Below are 19,876 nucleotides of genomic sequence, written 5' to 3' on the forward strand. Positions count from 1 at the left end.
ACATTCGTACACATCAGGTTACGAATTCTTTCTCTGACAGTATTATCGTTATTGATTATGATAATCATTGTCATTTTCTTTTGTTTTTAATTAAAAATAGTCAGGGAAATCGTAATGATAACAATACAAGGCGCAGGCTTCGGCCAGGTCTCCCCTTCGCATGCCCACAAACGCGCGCTGGCGCTGCTGATTTCCGCCGCTCTGGCGGGTACGGCATCGGTAACGGCCTATGCGGACGACACCATCAACGTTGACGCCTCAACGGCGGCCGCGCCGGAAAATGCGTGGGGCGCCGCACCGACGATTGCCGCCAAACGCAGCGCCACCGGCACCAAAACCGACACGTCGATTGAAAAAAATCCTCAGTCGGTGTCCGTCGTGACCAGTGAGGAGATGCAAACGCGTCAGGTGGTCAGCGTCAAAGACGCGCTGAACTATACGCCGGGGGTTTTTGCCGGCAACCGCGGCAGCTCAAACACCTATGACGTGGTTAACCTGCGTGGTTTCACCGCGGTCAACACCAACCAGTACCTCGACGGTCTGAAATTGCAGGGCGACAACTATTCGGAAGCGTCGCTGGATCCTTACATGCTGGAACGGGTGGAAGTACTGCGCGGACCGGTGTCGGTGTTGTACGGCAAAAGCAGCCCGGGCGGCCTGGTGGCGCTGGTCAGCAAGCGGCCGACGGCTGAAACCATCCGCGAAGTCCAGTTCAAGATGGGAACCGATAACCTGTTCCAGACCGGTTTCGATTTCGGCGGCGCGATCGATGATCAAGGCGTGTATACCTACCGCCTGACCGGCGTGGCGAAAAGCAGCGATACCCAGCAGGATTTCGCTAAAGAGAAACGTTATGCCATCGCTCCATCATTTAGCTGGCAGCCGGATGAAAATACCCGCTTTACGCTGCTGACCCATTTCCAGAACGACCCGTATGCCGGTTTCTACGGCTGGCTGCCGCGTCAGGGCACGGTTAACCCGTTCCTCGACAGCAACGGCAATCCGCATAAGCTGTCCACGTCGTTTAACGATGGCGAAGCCAGCAACAAGATGGCGCGTAACCAAAAGATGGTGGGATACAGCGCCGAACATGCGTTTAACGACACCTGGACCGTGCGGCAGAACCTGCGTTATATGCAGTTGGAAACGCAGTACCGCGGCATCTATGGTTCGGGCATTTCCGCCTCGCTGCCGTATGTCATGGATCGCGCATCCGTTATCTCTCACGAGCGTCTGAACAGCCTTACTGTCGATAATCAGGCGCAGGCGACGTTTTCAACCGCCGATGTCAGTCATACGATGCTGTTTGGCGTGGATTACATGCGGATGCGTAACGATATCGACGAGTACTTTGGCTCGGCATCATCGCTGAACCTGCTGAATCCGGCTTACGGCGACGATAGCATTCCAGCGGATTCGCTGTCGCCCTGGAACTACCTGAATCGTCAGGAGCAGACCGGGGTTTATGTGCAGGATCAGGCACAGTGGAATCAGTGGCTGGTGACGCTGGGCGGGCGTTACGACCGGGCGAAAACCTCGGCGCAGAATCGCACCGCCGGGACCACCGACTCGAACAGTCAGGGGCAATTTACCTGGCGAGGCGGGGTGAACTACCTGTTTGACAACGGCATCACGCCGTATTTCAGTTACAGCGAATCCTTTGAACCGACATCGGGCGCCAGCGCCAGCGGCCAGACCTTCAAACCGTCGCTCGGCAAGCAGTATGAAGCCGGGGTGAAATACGTACCGAAGGATCGCCCGCTGGTGCTGACGGCGGCGGTCTATTCGCTGACCAAGAGCAACAACCTGACTACCGATCCCGACAACACCAACTTCAGTGTCCAGAGCGGTGAAATCACGGTGCGCGGGCTGGAGCTGGAGGCCAAGAGCGCGCTGACGCAGAACATCAACGTGACGGCGGCGTATTCGCATGTTAATGCCAAATATACCCACGACACCGATCTGCAAGGTAAACGCCCGTATCAGATTCCCAACAATCAGGCCTCGCTGTGGGCGGATTACACCTTTAACCATTCCACGCTCAGCGGGCTGACCATCGGTTCCGGCGTGCGCTACGTCGGCAGTTCCTACGGCGATGCGAACAATACCTTTAAGGTGGCGCCTTACGGATTGCTGGATGCGATGGTGAAATACGATCTGGCGGCGTTCGGTATGCCCGGCTCCAGCCTGGCCGTCAATGTCGATAACCTGCTGAATCGCCAGTACGTGGCCAGCTGTTATACCGATTACGCCTGCTACTGGGGCAGCGAACGTCGCGTTACCGCGACCGCCACGTTCCGGTTCTGATTAGGCGGCATTTCATGGTGGTCGCGGCCAATACCGCGACCATAATATGTCTAGATATTGCAACCATAAGTCATATCCGGCAGCAACCCGGCAGGTAATGGCATTACTTTTTCGCCACTGCGTCTTTAACGTTTTTCATTTCATTCAGCAACGCGGTTAAGACGGCGGTATCCGTTGACTGGCTATTCTTTTCGGTAACAACCGACACGCCACACTGAGAATGGGTGGTCACTTTCCCTTTCACCGGTAAAGCCACCGCCTGCAAATATCTTGGGTCATTCACTCTGACATAAACAGTCTCTTCAACTGCCCCTGCCTTTTTTACCTTAATGACGGCGTCTCTACAGGAGGCGTAGATAAAATGGTGCTTAATCTTATCCAGGTTCTCCGGCAATGATGGCACAACCCAGTCGGCAGAAATGGCATCGACGGGCACACTCCCCAATGCTATTTCTGCACTATAACCATCAGATAAATCAATGGATGTTCCATTCTCATTTAATATCTTGTCGTCAATGTCTACTGTTTTGGTTTCGACTATTTTAGTCTGAACGGTTTTATTATTATTCGTAGAAGAGAGAGGTATTGGTATAAATTTAGTCACTGCAATCGCCAATGCACCAAACTCTTTAACAGCCTTTTCTCTGTTATCCTCTGTATCAACTCCAATGTCTTTCACTCTGTCTGTATTTTCAATTTTGGACATACTAATGTTTGTTTTGGTGAACAGACTTTCTTTAGGAGAAATACCCACTTTAAATTTCTTGTAATCATGATTTAAAACAGTGACCTTATATTTTAAAGCGCCATTTTCGCCATTGGATTTTTTTTCATATTCAGGCTCAAAAATCACAGAAGATGATGCCAGATAAAAGCTATCGGATATCTTTTTATCCAGCAGTTTTTCGCCTGCAGGCTTGTCCCCCTGAATGATTTGATACGACACTTCCGGTTTTACTGCACAGCCCGACAGCACCATCATTGATACGATAATGTACTTTTTCATATTAACCCTCGCCCAGACATGATTGGTTTTATAAAAACAACAAATCCGTTTTTCAAGGAATGAAAAATAAAGCACAAAAAATATCGCCATCATGGCGCATTATAAAATTATGGAAAACACAGAGAGTTCTTTAAGAATGACGTAATAAATCAACAATGCAAGCCGCCTGCATTCACAATTGCGTTAAAAACATTAATTGCATGATTTTTATTGTTATTATTTTTAATAACAGCAGGATTAATATCCAAAGGAATAAATATTCAACAGAGGGAAAATTACCGGATGGATTATTTTGCGCCGCATTGAATCAGAAACAACGCCAGTAGATTAATGCAATCGCACCGCCGCTATAACAAACAACAACGCCCCTGCCAATTCCGGCAAGGGCGCTTCATAGATATTGCTACTGACATCAACCCACCGTCGGAATCAACGCCCGCCGCGTAGTTTCTCCGCACGACGGCGTAGCACCTCCATCACCACCAGCAACACCAGCGCGGCGGCCACCATCATGGTCGCGGCGGCGGCGATGGTCGGATCGAGGTTTTCGCGGATCCCGGCGAACATCTGCAACGGCAGCGTGCGCTGGCGCGGGCTGGCGAGAAACAGCGTGACGATCACTTCATCAAACGAGGTGGCGAACGCGAACAATGCGCCGGAGAATACGCCGGGGGCGATCAACGGCAGCGTCACCTTACGAAACGCCAGCAACGGCGGCGCGCCCAGACTGGCGGCGGCGCGGGTCAGGTTCTGATCGTAATTTTTCAGCACCGCGGTCACGGTGATCACCACAAACGGCACGCCCAGTACCGCATGGGCCAGCACCAGGCCAATATAGCTGTTCAGCAATGACAGCTTGGCGAAAAAGAAGAACATCCCTACCGCCACGATCACCACCGGCGCAATCATCGGCGAAATCAACACCGCCATCACCAGCGACTTGCCGCGAAACTCGCCGCGCACCAGCCCCACCGACGCCAGCACGCCCAGTACGGTTGCCAGCACCGTCGCCAGCGGCGCAATCAACAGGCTGTTACCGAGCGCGCTAAGCCATTCGCTGGAGTGGAAGAACTCCCGGTACCAGCGCAGGGAAAAGCCCGCCAGCGGGTAGCTGAGGAACGACCCGGCGTTGAACGACAGCGGCACGATCACCAACACCGGCACGATCAGAAACAGCAGCATCGCCGCACCGTAAAAATTGAAGAAGCCATTCCACACCCGCAGCAGCTGCGAACCCTGTTGTCTCATTTCCTTCATCGGTTTCATCGCTTGCTCCTTCGGTTAACGCGCCGCCGCGTCGGCGTCGGTGCGGGTGACACGGATATACACCACATACAGCAGCACCACGATCACCAGCAGTTGTGTCCCCAGCGCCGCCGCCATCCCCCAGTTCATGGTGGTGTTGGTGAAAAACGCCACAAAATAGCTGAGCATCTGGTCACCCGGCCCGCCCAGCAGCGCCGGCGTAATGTAGTAGCCAATCGCCATCATGAACACCAGCAACGCGCCGGCGGTCACCCCGGCGTAGGTCTGCGGCACATACACCCGCCAGAACGCCAGAAACGGATGCGCGCCCAGCGAAATCGCCGCCCGCACATAGTTGGGCGAAATGCCTTTCATCACCGCATACAGCGGCAACACGAAGAACGGCAACAGAATGTGGGTCATGGAGATGTAGACGCCGATACGGTTAAACACCAGCACCAGCGGCTCATCAATGATGCCCAGCCCCATCAGCGAGCGGTTGATCAACCCGCCGGATTGCAACAACACGATCCAACTGGCGGTACGCACAATCAGTGAGGTCCAGAACGGCAGCAACACCAGAATCATCAGCAGGTTGGCGCGATTATCCGGCTGTTTCGCCAACCAGTAAGCCAGCGGGTAGCCCAGCGCCACGCACAGCAACGTGACCACGCCCGCCATCAGCAGCGTGCGCAGCAGCACATCGACGTACAGCGCCTGATCCGCCGGTTGCGCCACCACGTTGTCGGTCTGCGGGTCTACCTTGTGGTCGAATACCGCCAACAGATAGTAGCTGGTGAAAGGCCGTGACGCGCGGTCGATGGTTTTCCAGGTGGTCAGTTCGCCCCACATCGGTTGGTCGGCAATCAACTGTTCGCGCAGCCCCTGCTGCTCATCTGACGGCAGCTTGCGCAGCGTGCGGGTGATAAGCTGGCGGTACTGACCATCTTCATAACCCAACCGTTTGGTGATGGTGGCGACCTGCCCGGTGCTGCGGGCATTGCGCAGATCGCTCACCAGCGCCCGGAACACGCTCTCATCCGGCACATTCTTGCCGGACCATTGCCGCATCGCCTCGATAGTGGTCGGCATGCTGACGCGCAGGTCCGGGTTGGACACGCTTTTGCCCAGAATCGACAGTATCGGGAACAGAAAACTGACCAGAATGAACAGGAACAACGGCGCGATCAGCAGCAGCGACCGTTTCTGATAGCGGGCCTGCGCCTGATGTAACTGCTGTTTCAGACTGGTACGGTTTCCCTCGCCGCCGGCAGGCGGCTCTGCCTTCAACATCTCGTTCTGGGACATAAGCGCTCTCTCCTTGTGATCAATACCGGTTCGGGATTACTTCTGGGCGGCCCAGGCGTTGAAACGCTGCTCCAGCTCTTCGCCGTGATCGATCCAGAACTCGGTATCTACCTGCACCGACTGAGCCAGGTTATCCGGCGCGGTCGGCAGGTTTTTACTGACGGCCGGGTCCAGCAAGGCGGTGGTTTTCGCGTTGGTCGGGCCGTAGGCGATGTTTTCCGCGAACACTTTCTGGTTTTCCGGCTGGTTGGCGAACGCGATGAACTGCTCGGCCAACGCTTTGTGTTTGGTGCCTTTCACGATGGCCCAGCTATCCAGATCGTACAGGCCGTCGTTCCAGACGATATTGATGCCCGGTTTCTCTTTCTGCGCCACCGCCACGCGGCCGTTGTAGGCGGACGTCATCACCACGTCGCCCGCTACCAGCCACTGCAACGGCTGCGCGCCGGATTCCCACCACTGGATATTGGATTTGATCTGATCGAGTTTCTTAAACGCGCGATCGACGCCGGCCGGGGTCGCCAGCACTTTGTAGACCTCTTCACGTTTCACGCCGTCCGCCAGCAAGGCGATTTCCAGCGTGAACTTGGCGCTTTTACGCAGCGCGCGCTTGCCGGGGAAATTTTTCACATCCCAGAAATCGGCCCAGCTTTTCGGCGCCTGTTGCAGTTTGTTGGCGTTATAGGTCAGCACGGTGGACCAGACAAAGATCCCGGCGCCGCACTCGGACACCGAACCTTTTACGAAATCAGCCTGATCGCCCAGCTTTTTCCAGTCCAGCGTTTCAAACAACCCTTCGTTGCAACCGCGCAGCAGTTCCGGACCTTCCACTTCCACCACGTCCCAACCGACCTGGCCGGTCTGCACCATAGCGCGGATGCGAGCCATTTCACCGTTGTATTCGCCGGCTTCAATCGCGCCCTTGCCTGCCGCCTGGAACGGTTTGTAAAACGCTTTATCCTGCGCGTCCTTGTTGGTGCCGCCAAAGGAAATCACGGTCAGGTTCTCGGCCCAGCTCTGGGAAGCCATGGCAACGAGCAGAGCGGATAATGCAAATTTTTTCAACATGGTCTGGCTCCTGAAGAGAGTAGTCAACGTATGCCCACGAGGGCGAAACCCTTAAATTTTTTTGATGCATAGGCATCATTTTATAAAGCAGTTTTCGTGCCAGTTTCTGTTGTCTGTGTTGAAAAACCGCTGAACGGCGCCGTGGAGAAACCGCACTGTGCAATGTGCACAGTGCCTATGCTGTTTTTCGCGTGATGGCTTGTTTTTTTACCTGGTGACTTGTTTTCTGCCTGATACATTGCGTGGCGCGTGATGAGCAAGCCGTGCCGAATTCGCCTTATTGTGGTGCAATAGAACAAGACAATTGCACCACTCTGGCTCGCCAGTACGCGGGATGAACATCCCTGTTCATCCGCCGTCAGGCTGAGGGGGTGAGGTCAACGCAGAGATATTTCATCTCCAGGTATTCCTCGATGCCAAAGCGTGAGCCTTCACGTCCCAATCCGGATTGTTTCACCCCGCCAAAGGGGGCCACTTCGTTGGAAATGAGGCCGGTGTTGATCCCCACCATGCCGTATTCGAGTGCTTCCGGCACCCGCCACTGACGGACAGCGTCGCGGGTGTAGACGTAGGCGGCCAGGCCGAATTCGGTATCGTTGGCCATCGCCACCGCCTGCGCTTCATCGTCAAACGGAAACAGCGGCGCCACCGGGCCGAACGTTTCTTCGCGGGCAAAACGCATCTCGCGCGTCACGCCGCCAATCACCGTCGGGGTGAAGAAGGTGCCGCCGAGCGCGTGGCGTGAGCCGCCGGTCAGCAGTTCCGCCCCTTTTGACAGCGCATCGTCAATATGTTGCTCGACTTTGCCGACCGCATCCTGGTCGATCAGCGGGCCTTGCATCACGCCGGGTTGGGTGCCGTCGCCCACTTTCAGCTTTTCCACCTCTGCCACCAGCCGGGCCGCCAGCGCCGGATAGATGCCGCGCTGGACATAAATGCGGTTGGCGCAGACGCAGGTCTGGCCGCTGTTGCGGAATTTGGACGCCAGAATGCCTTTTATCGCCTGCTCCAGATCAGCATCGTCAAACACGATAAACGGCGCATTGCCGCCCAGTTCCAGCGACAGCTTTTTCACCGTCGGCGCACATTGCGCCATCAAGATACGGCCAACTTCTGTAGAGCCGGTAAAACTCAACTTGCGTACCACCGGGCTGTCGCACAGGATTTTACCCACCGACGGCGCTTCGCCGGTCACCACCTGCAACACGCCGGCGGGAATACCGGCCTGTTGCGCCAGTTCCGCCAGCGCCAATGCGGTAAACGGCGTCTGCTCCGCCGGTTTGACGATCATGGCGCAGCCAGCCGCCAGCGCCGGTGCGGCTTTGCGGGTGATCATCGCCGCCGGGAAGTTCCACGGCGTGATCGCGGCGCACACGCCGATACCCTGTTTGATCACCAGCAAGCGCTGGCTGGCCTGCGGCGACTGCAGCACGCTGCCTTCCACCCGCTTGGCTTCTTCGGCAAACCAGTCGATAAACGAGGTGGCGTAAGCGATTTCACCGCTGGCTTCCGCCAGCGATTTGCCCTGCTCGGCGGTCAGAATGGCCGCCAGATCGTCCTGATTCGCGCGAATCAACTGCGCCCAGGCCTGCATCAGCGCAGCACGCTCTTTGCCGGTGCGCTGGCGCCACGCGCTCAGCGCCTGTTCGGCGGCGCTAATCGCCTGCTGGGTCTGTTCCGCCGTCACCAGCGGAATGCTGCCCAGCTCGGCGCCGGTCGCAGGATTGGTCACGCTCAGACGCGCCCCGTTGCTGCTATCCTGCCATTCGCCGCCGATCAGACATTGTTGACGGAATAACGTTTTATTTTTCAGTTGCATAACTACCCTTTCACTCACGTCTCACTTCGCCAGAACGCTGCTCAGAATCGACAGCGCCTTGCTAAACTGGGTATCCGGAATGGTCAGTGGATACAGGAAACGAATCACGTTGCCGTGCGTGCCGCAGGTCAACAGCAGCAGTCCCTGTTCCAGCGCCGCCTGCTGGTATTTTTTGGTGATCTCCGCGCTCGGTTTGCCGGTCTGCGGATCGTTAAACTCCACCGCCACCATTGAGCCGCGGGCGCGAATATCGGCGATCGCCGCATTGCCGGCTTTCGCCCGCTCCAGCGCTTCTACCAGTGTAGCGCCCAGGCGCTGGGCGCGCTGACACAACTGTTCTTCTTCAATCACATCCAGCACCGCCAGCGCCGACGCCACCGCCAGCGGGTTACCGGCATAGGTACCGCCCAGCCCGCCGGGGCCCGGCGCGTCCATCACCTCGGCGCGACCCACCACGCCGGAAATCGGGAAACCGCCGCCCAGGCTTTTCGCCATGGTGATCAGGTCCGCTTTATCGTCGTAATATTCCATAGCGAACACTTTGCCGGTACGGGCAAAACCGGTCTGCACTTCATCGGCGATCAGCAGCATGCCGTACTTGTCGCACAGCTGGCGCACGCCGCTGATGAATTCCGGCGGCGCGACGTTGAAGCCGCCCTCGCCCTGTATCGGCTCCAGCAGAATGGCCGCGACCTGATCGGCGGCGATATCGGTGTGCAGCAGGCGGTCAATGCTCTCCAGCGCCTGTTCCACGGTGATGCCATGCTGGGCATTCGGGTACAGCGCGTGGAAAATGGACCCAGGGAACGGGCCGAAGCCGGTGGAATACGGCGCCACTTTACCGGTCAGCGTCAGGGTCAGCAGCGTACGGCCGTGGAACGCCGCGCCAAACGCGATCACGCCCGGACGTTTGGTATAAGCGCGGGCGATTTTCACCGCATTTTCAACCGCTTCGGCACCCGTGGTGAAGAAAGCGGTCTTGGCCGGGCCGGCGATCGGCGCCAGCGCGTTCAAGCGTTCCGCCAGCGTCACATAGCTGCCGTAGGGGACGATTTGATACGCGGTATGGGTGAATTTCTCCAGTTGTTCGCGCACCGCCGCCACCAGTTTCGGGTGACGGTGGCCGGTGTTCAGCACCGCAATCCCGGCAGCAAAATCAATATACTCGCGCCCTTCAACATCCCACAGGGTGGCGTTTTCGGCCTTGTCGGCAAAGAAATCGCACATGACGCCCACGCCACGCGGCGTGGCGGCCAAACGACGTTGATTCAATTCGCTGTTACTCATTATTCTGCTCCGATTCGATGAACACACCGCCCGACGGGGGCTGACGATTAACGTTCTGATGTTGCTATTTATCCCCTGCATGGCCCTATAATCCAGAGCCAGTTTTTAATATTTAAAGGATCCACTTTGCGCTCGCTACTGACCGATTTGCTACTACAGGGGCTGGAACAACAGCAGGAAGGCACGCTTAACAAGCGGCTGTACGACACTATCCGGCTGGCGATTCTGACCGGCGACATCACGCCGGGGAGGCGGCTGCCCTCGTCCCGCGACCTGGCGCAGCAGCTGTCGCTGTCGCGCAATACGGTGATCGCCGCCTTCGAACAGCTGCTGGCGGAAGGCTATATCGAAACCCGCACCGGCAGCGGCAGTTACGTCACCGAGCAGTTGCCGGACACCCGCCCGCCGGATGTCCGCGACGATACCCAGTCGCCGTTGCGCCCGGTGGTGCAGGAAATTTCCCGGCGCGGCATGCATCTGCTGGGCTACGCCGGCGCGTCGGCGCGCCAGTGGGGCGCGTTTATGCCGGGCATCCCGGATATCGCCAGCTTTCCGCATGACCTGTGGCGGCGGCTGCAAACCCGGCTGTCTCGCCGCCTGAAACCGGAACAACTCTCCTACTCGCCGATCGGCGGCTGCCCGGAACTGCAACAGGCGCTGGTGGACTACCTGCGGGTGGCGCGCTCGGTCACCTGTACCCCGGAGCAAATCCTGATTACCGAAGGCACCCATCAGGCGATGGACCTGCTGGCCAAAATGCTGTGCAACCCCGGCGATCTGGCGTGGATTGAAGACCCCTGCTACTGGGGAATGCGCAATGTGTTGACCATCAACGGGTTGCGCGTCGCGCCCATCGAGGTGGATGAGCAAGGGATGGTGCCGCCGGACGACGTCTCGCCCCAATCGGTGCCGCGGCTGATTTGCGTCACCCCGTCGCACCAGTACCCGCTGGGCGCGGTGATGAGCCTGGCGCGCCGCCAGCGTCTGCTGGCGCTGGCGCAGGAACACAGCAGTTGGGTCATCGAAGACGATTACGACAGCGAGTTCCGTTTTTCCGGCAGCCCCATCCCGGCATTACAGGGGCTGCAAACCCAGCCGCCGGTGATTTACATCGGCACCTGCAGTAAAACCCTCTATCCGGGATTGCGCGTCAGTTACATGGTGCTGCCGCCGCATCTGGCGCGTGAGCTGAAAACGGCGCACGCCGAGCTATACCGGGGCGGCCACCTGTTGACGCAACTGACGCTGAGTCAGTTCATCAGCGAAGGCCACTACGCCGCCCACATCCGCCGCATGCGCCTGCTGTATGCACGCCGCCGCGCCCTGCTGAGCGAGTTGATCGTGCAGCATCTGGGCGAAGCGTACCTTGGCTACAACAGTAATGCCGGTCTGCACCTGATTTTGCGGTTACCCGACCGCATCGACGATGTGGTGCTGAGCGCCCGTATCCTGCAACACGGCGTGATGGTCAAACCGCTGTCCAGTTACTATCTGCGGCCGACACACCAGCGCGGGCTGCTGCTCGGTTACGCCAGCGTGGACGACGCCGAGATGGTGCGGGCGTTTGACGTCATTCTTTCCTGTTTACGCACGCTGGAAAACGCGCGCGCCTGAATCCCCCACACGCGGTTTGAGCGCCCCGCTCGCCGCAGAAAAACCGGCCCGGCAGACACCCTATCCGCCCCGGTTTTTCGCCTTGCCGTCACGCACAATATCAGTGCCTTTATTTAACACGCGCTCACCATTTTGAGGCAAAGGCGGATTGTCGTGCACCTTATTGTTCACTGCTGCTGCTAACTCTTGCGATTTTACTATTGTGCAACATGCACAATACTCTGATCTTAACGGCCGAGCTTCAGCCTGATTTTTTGCTGTGATTTTCCGCCGAAGCAAACCCCTTAACTGATCTTTTTTCATGCTCAAATTTATAAGAATAATTTCTTAATTAACTATCAGGCATGACTTATGCATACATCAGTCATCAGCACCGCGCTACGACACGTGAGAGAAGGGAAGAATGAAAACCTACGTTAGCTTCAAAAATATTCAAAAAACCTACGATGGCGATCGTCTGGTGGTCAAAAATCTGAATCTGGATATTCAGGAAGGCGAGTTTCTGACCATGCTGGGCCCGTCCGGCTCCGGCAAAACCACCAGCCTGATGATGCTGGCCGGGTTTGAAACGCCGACACAGGGCGAAATTCTGCTGCGTGACACGCCGCTGCACAACCTGCCGCCGCACCAGCGCGGTATCGGCATGGTGTTTCAGAACTATGCGCTGTTCCCGCACATGACGGTGGCGGAAAACCTGGCGTTTCCGCTCTCCATTCGTCGCATGAACCGCAGCGATATCAAGGACAAAGTGGATCGGGTGCTGGACCGCGTCAAACTGACCAATCTGGCCGATCGTTACCCGGCGCAGATGTCCGGCGGTCAGCAACAGCGCGTGGCGCTGGCCAGAGCGCTGGTGTTCGAGCCGCGTCTGGTACTGATGGATGAACCGCTGGGCGCGCTGGACAAGCAGTTGCGCGAGCACATGCAGTTGGAAATCAAGGAGCTACACCGGGCGCTGGAACTCACCGTGGTGTACGTCACCCACGATCAGAGCGAAGCCATGACCATGTCGGACCGGGTCGCGGTCTTCAACGACGGGATTATTCAGCAGATGGACAGCCCCAGCGACATCTACGAACGCCCGCAGAATGCCTTCGTGGCGCAGTTTATCGGCGAAAACAACACGCTGATTGGCACCCAGTCCGGCGGCGACGGCGACTACTATCAGGCTCAGTTGGATGACGGCACCGAATTACGCGCGCTGAAAGTCCGCCCCAGCTCGCCGGGTAGGAAAATCCATTTGTGTATTCGCCCGGAGCGGGTACGGGTCAACGCCAGCGTACTGCCGGACGGCGCACAACAGGTCAGAGCCCGTATCCAGCAATTTATCTATCTCGGCGATCATGTGCGCATGATGACCGAGGTTGCCGGTCAACCGCAGTTTATGGTGAAACTGCCGGCCAGCGACGTTAACCCGGACTGGCAAATCGGCAGCGAAATCAATCTGTCCTGGCAGCCGGAACACCTGCGCGCGCTGGATGCAGTCACGACGCACTGATGATGGCGACAAACGTTGCCACCGGTTAAGCCGACGTCAATAATAAAGCACTAACGCTTGCCGCCCGAGGCCATGCCGGCGCAGACACTGCGCGGATGGCCGTCGGCGTTAGGTTTAACCGCTGTCCGCCATATACCGGACGCAATACACGGAGCCTTATCTATGCCACATGTTGCCATCAAGTATTTCCCCCGCAATCTGCCGGAAACCGTCAAACAGGATTTGGCAAACGAAATCAGCGAATTGCTCAAGAAGTACCTGAACGCGGAAGACAAGTCGATCTCGGTTGCCCTGACGGAAATCGCGCCGGAGCGCTGGAAAGACGCGGTTTACGATATCGAAATCGGGCCGGAACTGGATAATCTCACCAAAAAGCCGGGATATACGATGTAACGTCAACGCCCGCATGCACGCCGGTGACAACAGGCTGGTATTGCCTTACCGATAGCGGTGCTGAACGGCTTTCATTACCCTGTGTATACCCAAAATAATTCGAGTTGCAGGCCAACACGTTAATGTTGCGTTGGCCCTTTAGGACAAGGCTGATGATCAGTCTTGTCACGGCGATTACTCGTGCATCTAACACGCGTTCTTTGGTTATTCGGCTGCCCATCAACCAAATAATGCGGCGAGAAAACAACGCCATCACCGTGCCAAGATAAGACGTTGAGCGACGTCTGCAACCATCCCTGACCTGACCGTATACCCGACCATGAATATGGCTCATGTTGTAATGAAATTAAGTCGCTTTCCCTCGCCCATCAACTCTGGCATAAAATATGCTAAATTAACTTGCCAGCAACATGAAGACCACCAAATGACAAAATAAAGTTATTTAATATCAACACGTTAACCGGGTTTTCATATCAAGCATCAGGAAAAAAGAACGCGATGACTAAAAATTTTACATTTACGATTAAAAGCAGTTGCTTCGATGAGAACTATAACCCCTCCGAAAATACGCGTATCACGACTAACTTTGCGAATCTGGCCAGAGGAGAGCGCCGCCAGGAGAACTTACGCAATACATTAGTGATGATTGACAATCGCTTCAATACATTGGCGTATTGGGATAACCCCAAAGGTGACCGTTATTCCGTCGAACTTGAAATCATTTCTGTTGATATGCACATTGCCGACAATAACGCCACCTTCCCGGCAATTGAAATTTTGAAAACAAACATCATTGATAAAAAAACAAACCAACGGATTGAAGGTATTGTAGGTAATAACTTCTCGTCTTACGTGCGTGATTATGATTTTAGTGTGTTGTTGTTAGAGCATAATAATAGTCAATCCGAATTTAGCATTCCCGATAACTTTGGCGATTTGCATGGGAATATATTTAAATATTTCGTCAATTCGCAGGAATACAAAGACAAATTTAGCAAGCGGCCGGTAATATGCTTAAGTGTTTCCAGCAAAGAAACCTATCATAGAACGGGAAACCAGCATCCTGTATTGGGCATCGAGTACCAGCCAAATGGTTCTTCTTTAACCGAACAGTATTTCGAAAAAATGGGGCTACAGGTTCGCTACTTTATGCCACAAAATAGTGTGGCTCCTTTGGCTTTTTATTTCTTTGGTGATTTACTGAGTGATTACACGGATCTTGAGCTTATCAGTACCATCAGCACGATGGAGACGTTCCAAAAAATCTACCGCCCTGAGATTTACAATGCGAACTCCGCTGCCGGGCAATACTATTGCCCCAACCTGAATCATCATGATCATTCATTAACAAAAATTGTTTATGATCGGGAAGAGCGCAGCCAGTTGGCCATTAAGCAAGGGAAGTTTACTGAAGAGCACTTCATCAAACCGTACAAAAATATTCTTGAGCAATGGTCGGCTCATTACGCGCGCTAATTCACCAAAAATATAAGGTCACCTGCTATGAAAACATTGCTACCTACCTCGACTGCCGGCAGTTTACCCAAGCCTTCCTGGCTCGCCGAGCCGGAGAAACTGTGGTCCCCCTGGAAATTACAAAACGACGAGTTGATTGAGGGGAAAAAAGATGCCTTAAGCTTGTCGCTGTTTGATCAACTGCGTGCGGGTATTGATATTGTCAGCGATGGCGAACAAACACGCCAACACTTTGTCACCACGTTTATTGAACACCTTAGCGGCGTGGATTTTGAGAAACGTGAAGTGGTTAAAATTCGTAATCGCTATGACGCGAGCGTACCGACAGTGGTCGGTGCGGTGGCGCGTCAAAAACCCGTGTTTGTTGAAGATGCCAAATTCTTACGTCAACTCACCAAGCAACCCATTAAATGGGCCTTGCCAGGGCCGATGACGATGATTGATACGCTCTATGATAACCACTACAAAAGCCGCGAAAAGCTCGCCTGGGAATTCGCAAAAATACTCAATCAGGAAGCGAAAGAATTAGAGGCTGCGGGTGTCGATATCATCCAGTTTGATGAGCCCGCATTTAATGTTTTCTTTGATGAAGTGAATGACTGGGGGATCGCCGCGTTAGAAAAAGCCATTGAAGGGCTGAAATGTGAAACGGCTGTACATATTTGCTATGGCTATGGCATCAAGGCCAATACCGATTGGAAAAAGACGCTGGGGTCAGAGTGGCGGCAATATGAAGAAGCGTTTCCCAAACTGCAAACATCGACTATCGATATCATCTCGCTGGAATGCCATAACTCGCGTGTTCCGATGGATCTGCTTGAGCTGATTCGCGGTAAAAAAGTCATGGTAGGGGCCATTGATGTGGCAACCAATACGATAGAGACACCAGAGGAAGTCGCCAATACGCTACGAAAAGCACTTCAGTTTGTCGATGCCGACAAGCTCTATCCTTCTACCAACTGCGGTATGGCCCCCCTATCTCGTCGGGTAGCCATAGGCAAGCTCAATGCGTTAAGTGCAGGCGCAGACATCATCCGCAGAGAGCTCTCTGCTCAATAACACCACGGCATTGTCGATCATTAAAAAACTCAGTCCGTGTCAGGCGATCTGATCAATCGCCAAATAACCTGAACCACCAACCGGACTGAGCAATACCGAACATTGCGCAATTACTGATGAAGAACGGCTAATTTATATGATGCCGTGAACCAGTAGCGAAACAAAACCACCGGCGGCCGGCGGAGTAAACCGGGCCGCCCTTTGACTGTCGTAAAGCGTGATATAGCGTGCTGACACATCGCCGCCAATCCGGCTTTTAGACCATGCCATTATTCCCATGACGCAAGAATGCCGGTCGCTGATTCAAGCGCGTAAACCACGCGTCAATGGCAGGGACTTCAGGGTGGGGAAACGGTGTCATTTTCCAGCGATTCACCGACAGTCCGAGCACCACATCGGCCAGCGTAAACGTCTCACCTGCCGCCCATGCGCCGGTGCGCCGGAGTTGTTGTTCAAGAATACCAATACAGTGATTCCACTCTTTAATGCCTGCGGCAATCGCGTTTTGATCGTTATAGGCCGGGTTCTTACGCGCCAGGGCCGGGAAGACATAACGCCAGGCGTTGTTAAACTCGGTCGCCTGCCAGTCCATCCAGTGCTCGACGTTAGCGCACGCCTGCGCTTCGTTGGGGAGCAAGTCATCGCGCCCGGCTTTGCGCGCCAGATAGCGGCAAATCGAATTCGATTCCCACAGCACGAATTCATCGTCAATCAACACGGGCACCATGGCGTTTGGGTTCATAGCGCGAAATGCATCGGTTTCCGTTGAGGCAAACCCGCTACCGTAATCTTCCTGAACATAATCCAGCCCCACTTCCTCGCAGGTCCAGAGCACTTTGCGCACATTTATTGACGTCGTTTTGCCAAGTATTTTAAGCATACTTCGAATGTCCTTCCGCGTGATTAATCGTTTAAAACAATACACCAACCTAATATCTTCTTGCTACTGGCAGCAGAGCACTGACATGGTTGCGTCGCATTCGTGAGCTTATGCTTTTATGGCACAGGGCTGCCTTCGGGAGGTGCATAACCCGGGCTGTCATGAGCGTGAAGCAGACATATGGCAACAATAACCGTAATCCAGACCTATTAAATGACATGGCCCAGGCTGAATTTATTCGGAGTTTCCGGACTGGGTCTATGAATTTCATTCATAGCGCCTAGTTAATGGGCGTAATTATCTTTCCCCCCAACTTCGTTAATCTGGGCACATCACGTTACCAGGCGCAACGAATATTAAGCCGGTAAGTGGATAGTCGCGGCGGGACCATATAACGGCCAGCCTGCAAGGCTGGCCAGGGTATCGGTAGAACGGATTAAATATTTTGATCGAAGAATGTATCTAATTTTTTCATCGCCTGATCAACGTAACGAGGTACCCAGTAGGTTTCGATATGCGTTGCGCCATCAATCAGGAACAGTTGTTTATTCTTCGTACCGGTGGCCTTTTTGAATGCGCTTTCTGTCATGTAAAGCGAGTCAGCTTTAGTACCGGCCATCATTAGCAGCGGCTGATTGATGAGATCAATATTGCTTTGCGCATCAAAGTTCATCAAATCAAGCAGGCTGCTTGTGGTGTAGCGGAACGTTGAGTTCGGGTGAGCATGCGTTTTCCAGTAATACTCGTAACCCTGACGGTACAAATCGTACGGAAGTTTCGCGATTTGTTCATCTGTCAGGTTGGCGTCTCCGGAATAGCTGACCTCACCGGTGGTGACTTCTTTGGCGCGCGCATCACTTGCCTGTTTCAAACGCTCCTGAATAGTGGAAATCTGCGAGTCCTGATAACCATTGCGGCGCACGAGCCCGGAATCAAACATGCTCAGCGTCGCCAGCGCTTTAAAGCGCTTATCTGTCTGGGCGGCTTTTAATGAATAGCCACCGCCGCCGCAGATGCCCAGCAAGCCGATGCGGGCGGTATCAACCCCTGGGTACTGGCTGATGTAGTCAGCCATACCGTGAATATCCTCAATGCGATTGGCAGGCTTATCAACGCTACGAGGCATGCCGCCACTGGCCCCCTGATAAGCCGCATCGGCGGTAATAGTGATATATCCGTGCTCGGCCAGACGCTGAGCATATAACCCGGCGACCTGCTCTTTTACGCCGCCATTCGGATGCGCAACCACAACCGCAGGGTATTTTTTCGCGGGGTCGTAGTTGGCTGGCGTGTAGACATTCGCGGCAATCTGGATGCCATGCAGATCGTATTTCACCGGATGAATGTTGACCTTGCCTTTGACGTTCTCGGTGATGGCACCGTCGTAGACGAGGGTAAATGGATTCTTTTTATAGTCAGCAGCATTAACCGAGGTAACTCCGGCCATTGCCGTAAGCAACATTGCACTTAACAGCGTGAATTTCATGATCTCTCCCGATGAGTGACGGCCTGTCCATGCAGGCTCGTGATATCGAATATGCAGGCTCAGATTAGGGAGTGAGGGCTGTCAGCCTCGTGACAGGCGAATAACATTTTTGTCAGGAAGCCACTGTGCGGCAGGCAATGGTTTCTGACAACGCTGTCAGGTAACCGTCAGCTTTATGTTGGTAATCAAGGGGCAGAATGCGCTCAGATTAAATGAGGTTCATGTTCAATTTACTGAGAAAAGGAATGATCCATGAAAAGTCAACACAACCCGGCGATGCCCGAGCGACGTAAGTTATTAGTTGCCGGGGCGGGTATCGCCGCAGCATCACTGATTCCTCATGCTTCAGCAACGGGGAAATCCTCTCAGGGTGATGCCTCCAGACAAGGCAGCCAGCGCTCAGCCTCACCGGGTAAACGTAAACTAGGCAGCCTTGACGTTTCTGCCGTGGGTCTGGGTGTCCAGAACATGAGCCGTAAATACGACACGTCTGTCCCGTGGCGTCCCGAAATGGTAAGCATTATCCGTCGGGCATTTGATGAGGGCGTGACGTTTTTTGATGCTGCTGAAGCTTATGGTCCCTTTGAGGTGGAGAAGATCCTGGGTGAAGGCGTCGCCCCTTTTCGGGACAAAATAGTTATCGCCACTAAATTTGGCTGGAACATCGATCAGCAGACAGGTAAGCGCCTGACTGGCCTCAATAGCCGACCGGAGCATATCAGACTGGTCGTCGAAAATATGCTCAAACGCCTGCGTACCGATCGCATCGATTTGCTGTATCAGCACCGGGTGGATCCTCAGGTTCCGATCGAAGATGTCGCCGGTGTGATTAAGGATTTAATGGATCAGGGAAAAGTCCTGCACTGGGGTCTGTCAGAAATGGGGATTAATACGTTAAGACGAGCTCATGCGGTATTACCCGTCACAGCCGTACAAAGTGAATATTCCATGCTCTGGCGAGGCCCTGAAAAGCATGTGCTTTCGACATGCGAAGAGCTGGGGATAGGGTTTGTGCCATGGAGCCCATTAGGCGTGCAGTTTTTAACGGGCTGGATTGATGAGAATACCCGATTCGCTGCCGGTGATTTCCGCGCGACAGAAACTCGCTTCTCGCCTGACAACCGCCAGCACAACTTACAGTTAGTGGCATTACTGAAAACCTGGGCGGTAAGAAAAAATGCCGCACCGGGCCAGATTGCGCTGGCATGGTTACTAGCTCGCAAACCCTGGATTGTCCCGATCCCAGGCACCACAAACAAAGATCATATGCTGCAAAACACGGCCGCCGCACGGATCTCACTGACGTCTAGCGAAATGACCGAACTCACCCGTTCACTGGATGCCATCACTATTCAGGGTCAACGGTTGCCGGATGCGGTACAGGTTTATTCAGATGTAGACGCTCCGTTGAAAAGTTAATGAGGATGTCA

The 19,876-nt window shown here is 54.5% G+C and carries 15 protein-coding genes; 7 read left to right on the top strand and 8 right to left on the bottom strand.

Going from position 1 to position 19,876, the window contains the following annotated elements; translation table 11 throughout:
* Positions 1-114: 114 nt before the first annotated feature.
* Positions 115-2,307, top strand: a complete 2,193-nt coding sequence (fhuA, locus tag CPA59_RS12615) for a ferrichrome porin FhuA (protein WP_039695786.1) — start codon at positions 115-117, stop codon at positions 2,305-2,307.
* 103 nt (positions 2,308-2,410) lie between these two features.
* Here the strand turns inward: fhuA and CPA59_RS12620 are convergent, their stop codons facing one another.
* From CPA59_RS12620 to CPA59_RS12645, 6 genes are all read right to left on the bottom strand, one after another.
* Positions 2,411-3,313 (bottom strand): hypothetical protein, encoded by a 903-nt coding sequence (locus CPA59_RS12620; protein WP_159077943.1) that lies wholly within the window; start codon positions 3,311-3,313, stop codon positions 2,411-2,413.
* Between the two features lie 429 nt (positions 3,314-3,742).
* Positions 3,743-4,561 (bottom strand): ABC transporter permease, encoded by an 819-nt coding sequence (locus CPA59_RS12625; RefSeq protein WP_038920993.1) that lies wholly within the window; start codon positions 4,559-4,561, stop codon positions 3,743-3,745.
* A 33-nt stretch (positions 4,562-4,594) separates the two neighbouring features.
* Positions 4,595-5,866 carry an ABC transporter permease gene (locus tag CPA59_RS12630; RefSeq protein ID WP_038919267.1) on the bottom strand — a complete coding sequence of 424 codons (1,272 nt, stop codon included), beginning with the start codon at positions 5,864-5,866 and terminating at the stop codon, positions 4,595-4,597.
* 36 nt (positions 5,867-5,902) lie between these two features.
* Positions 5,903-6,934, bottom strand: a complete 1,032-nt coding sequence (locus CPA59_RS12635) for an ABC transporter substrate-binding protein (protein ID WP_049842489.1) — start codon at positions 6,932-6,934, stop codon at positions 5,903-5,905.
* Positions 6,935-7,292: 358 nt separating this feature from the next.
* Entirely contained in the window at positions 7,293-8,753 is a 1,461-nt protein-coding gene (locus CPA59_RS12640; protein WP_107759566.1) for an NAD-dependent succinate-semialdehyde dehydrogenase, read from the bottom strand.
* Positions 8,754-8,774: 21 nt separating this feature from the next.
* Complete coding sequence (locus tag CPA59_RS12645) at positions 8,775-10,040, bottom strand: 4-aminobutyrate--2-oxoglutarate transaminase (protein WP_038919272.1); 1,266 nt, start codon at positions 10,038-10,040, stop codon at positions 8,775-8,777.
* Between the two features lie 126 nt (positions 10,041-10,166).
* On the opposite strand from CPA59_RS12645, the gene CPA59_RS12650 reads away from it, so the two are divergent.
* From CPA59_RS12650 to CPA59_RS12675, 5 genes are all read left to right on the top strand, one after another.
* Positions 10,167-11,654, top strand: coding sequence for a PLP-dependent aminotransferase family protein (locus CPA59_RS12650; protein WP_100849649.1), 1,488 nt, complete (start codon positions 10,167-10,169; stop codon positions 11,652-11,654).
* 403 nt (positions 11,655-12,057) lie between these two features.
* Positions 12,058-13,152, top strand: coding sequence for an ABC transporter ATP-binding protein (locus CPA59_RS12655; RefSeq protein WP_038658090.1), 1,095 nt, complete (start codon positions 12,058-12,060; stop codon positions 13,150-13,152).
* Positions 13,153-13,314: 162 nt separating this feature from the next.
* Positions 13,315-13,545, top strand: a complete 231-nt coding sequence (gene pptA, locus CPA59_RS12660) for a tautomerase PptA (RefSeq protein ID WP_107759568.1) — start codon at positions 13,315-13,317, stop codon at positions 13,543-13,545.
* A gap of 498 nt (positions 13,546-14,043) precedes the next feature.
* Positions 14,044-15,021, top strand: a complete 978-nt coding sequence (locus CPA59_RS12670; protein ID WP_107759572.1) for a DUF1852 domain-containing protein — start codon at positions 14,044-14,046, stop codon at positions 15,019-15,021.
* A 27-nt stretch (positions 15,022-15,048) separates the two neighbouring features.
* A complete protein-coding gene (locus CPA59_RS12675; RefSeq protein WP_107759574.1) occupies positions 15,049-16,080 on the top strand; it encodes a methionine synthase in 1,032 nt (343 codons plus the stop codon).
* Positions 16,081-16,336: 256 nt separating this feature from the next.
* On the opposite strand, the gene CPA59_RS12680 is transcribed toward CPA59_RS12675, so the two are convergent.
* Positions 16,337-16,960, bottom strand: coding sequence for a glutathione S-transferase family protein (locus CPA59_RS12680; protein ID WP_107759576.1), 624 nt, complete (start codon positions 16,958-16,960; stop codon positions 16,337-16,339).
* A 436-nt stretch (positions 16,961-17,396) separates the two neighbouring features.
* Positions 17,397-18,446: an alpha/beta hydrolase gene (locus CPA59_RS12685; RefSeq protein ID WP_161130289.1), complete on the bottom strand. Its 1,050-nt coding sequence runs from the start codon at positions 18,444-18,446 to the stop codon at positions 17,397-17,399.
* 252 nt (positions 18,447-18,698) lie between these two features.
* Between CPA59_RS12685 and CPA59_RS12690 the strand changes: the two genes are divergently transcribed.
* A complete protein-coding gene (locus CPA59_RS12690) occupies positions 18,699-19,865 on the top strand; it encodes an aldo/keto reductase (protein WP_174213744.1) in 1,167 nt (388 codons plus the stop codon).
* The last annotated feature ends 11 nt before the right edge of the window (positions 19,866-19,876 follow it).

This window comes from Dickeya sp. Secpp 1600, from assembly GCF_003049805.1.
In the GTDB taxonomy this organism is placed as follows: domain Bacteria; phylum Pseudomonadota; class Gammaproteobacteria; order Enterobacterales; family Enterobacteriaceae; genus Dickeya; species Dickeya fangzhongdai.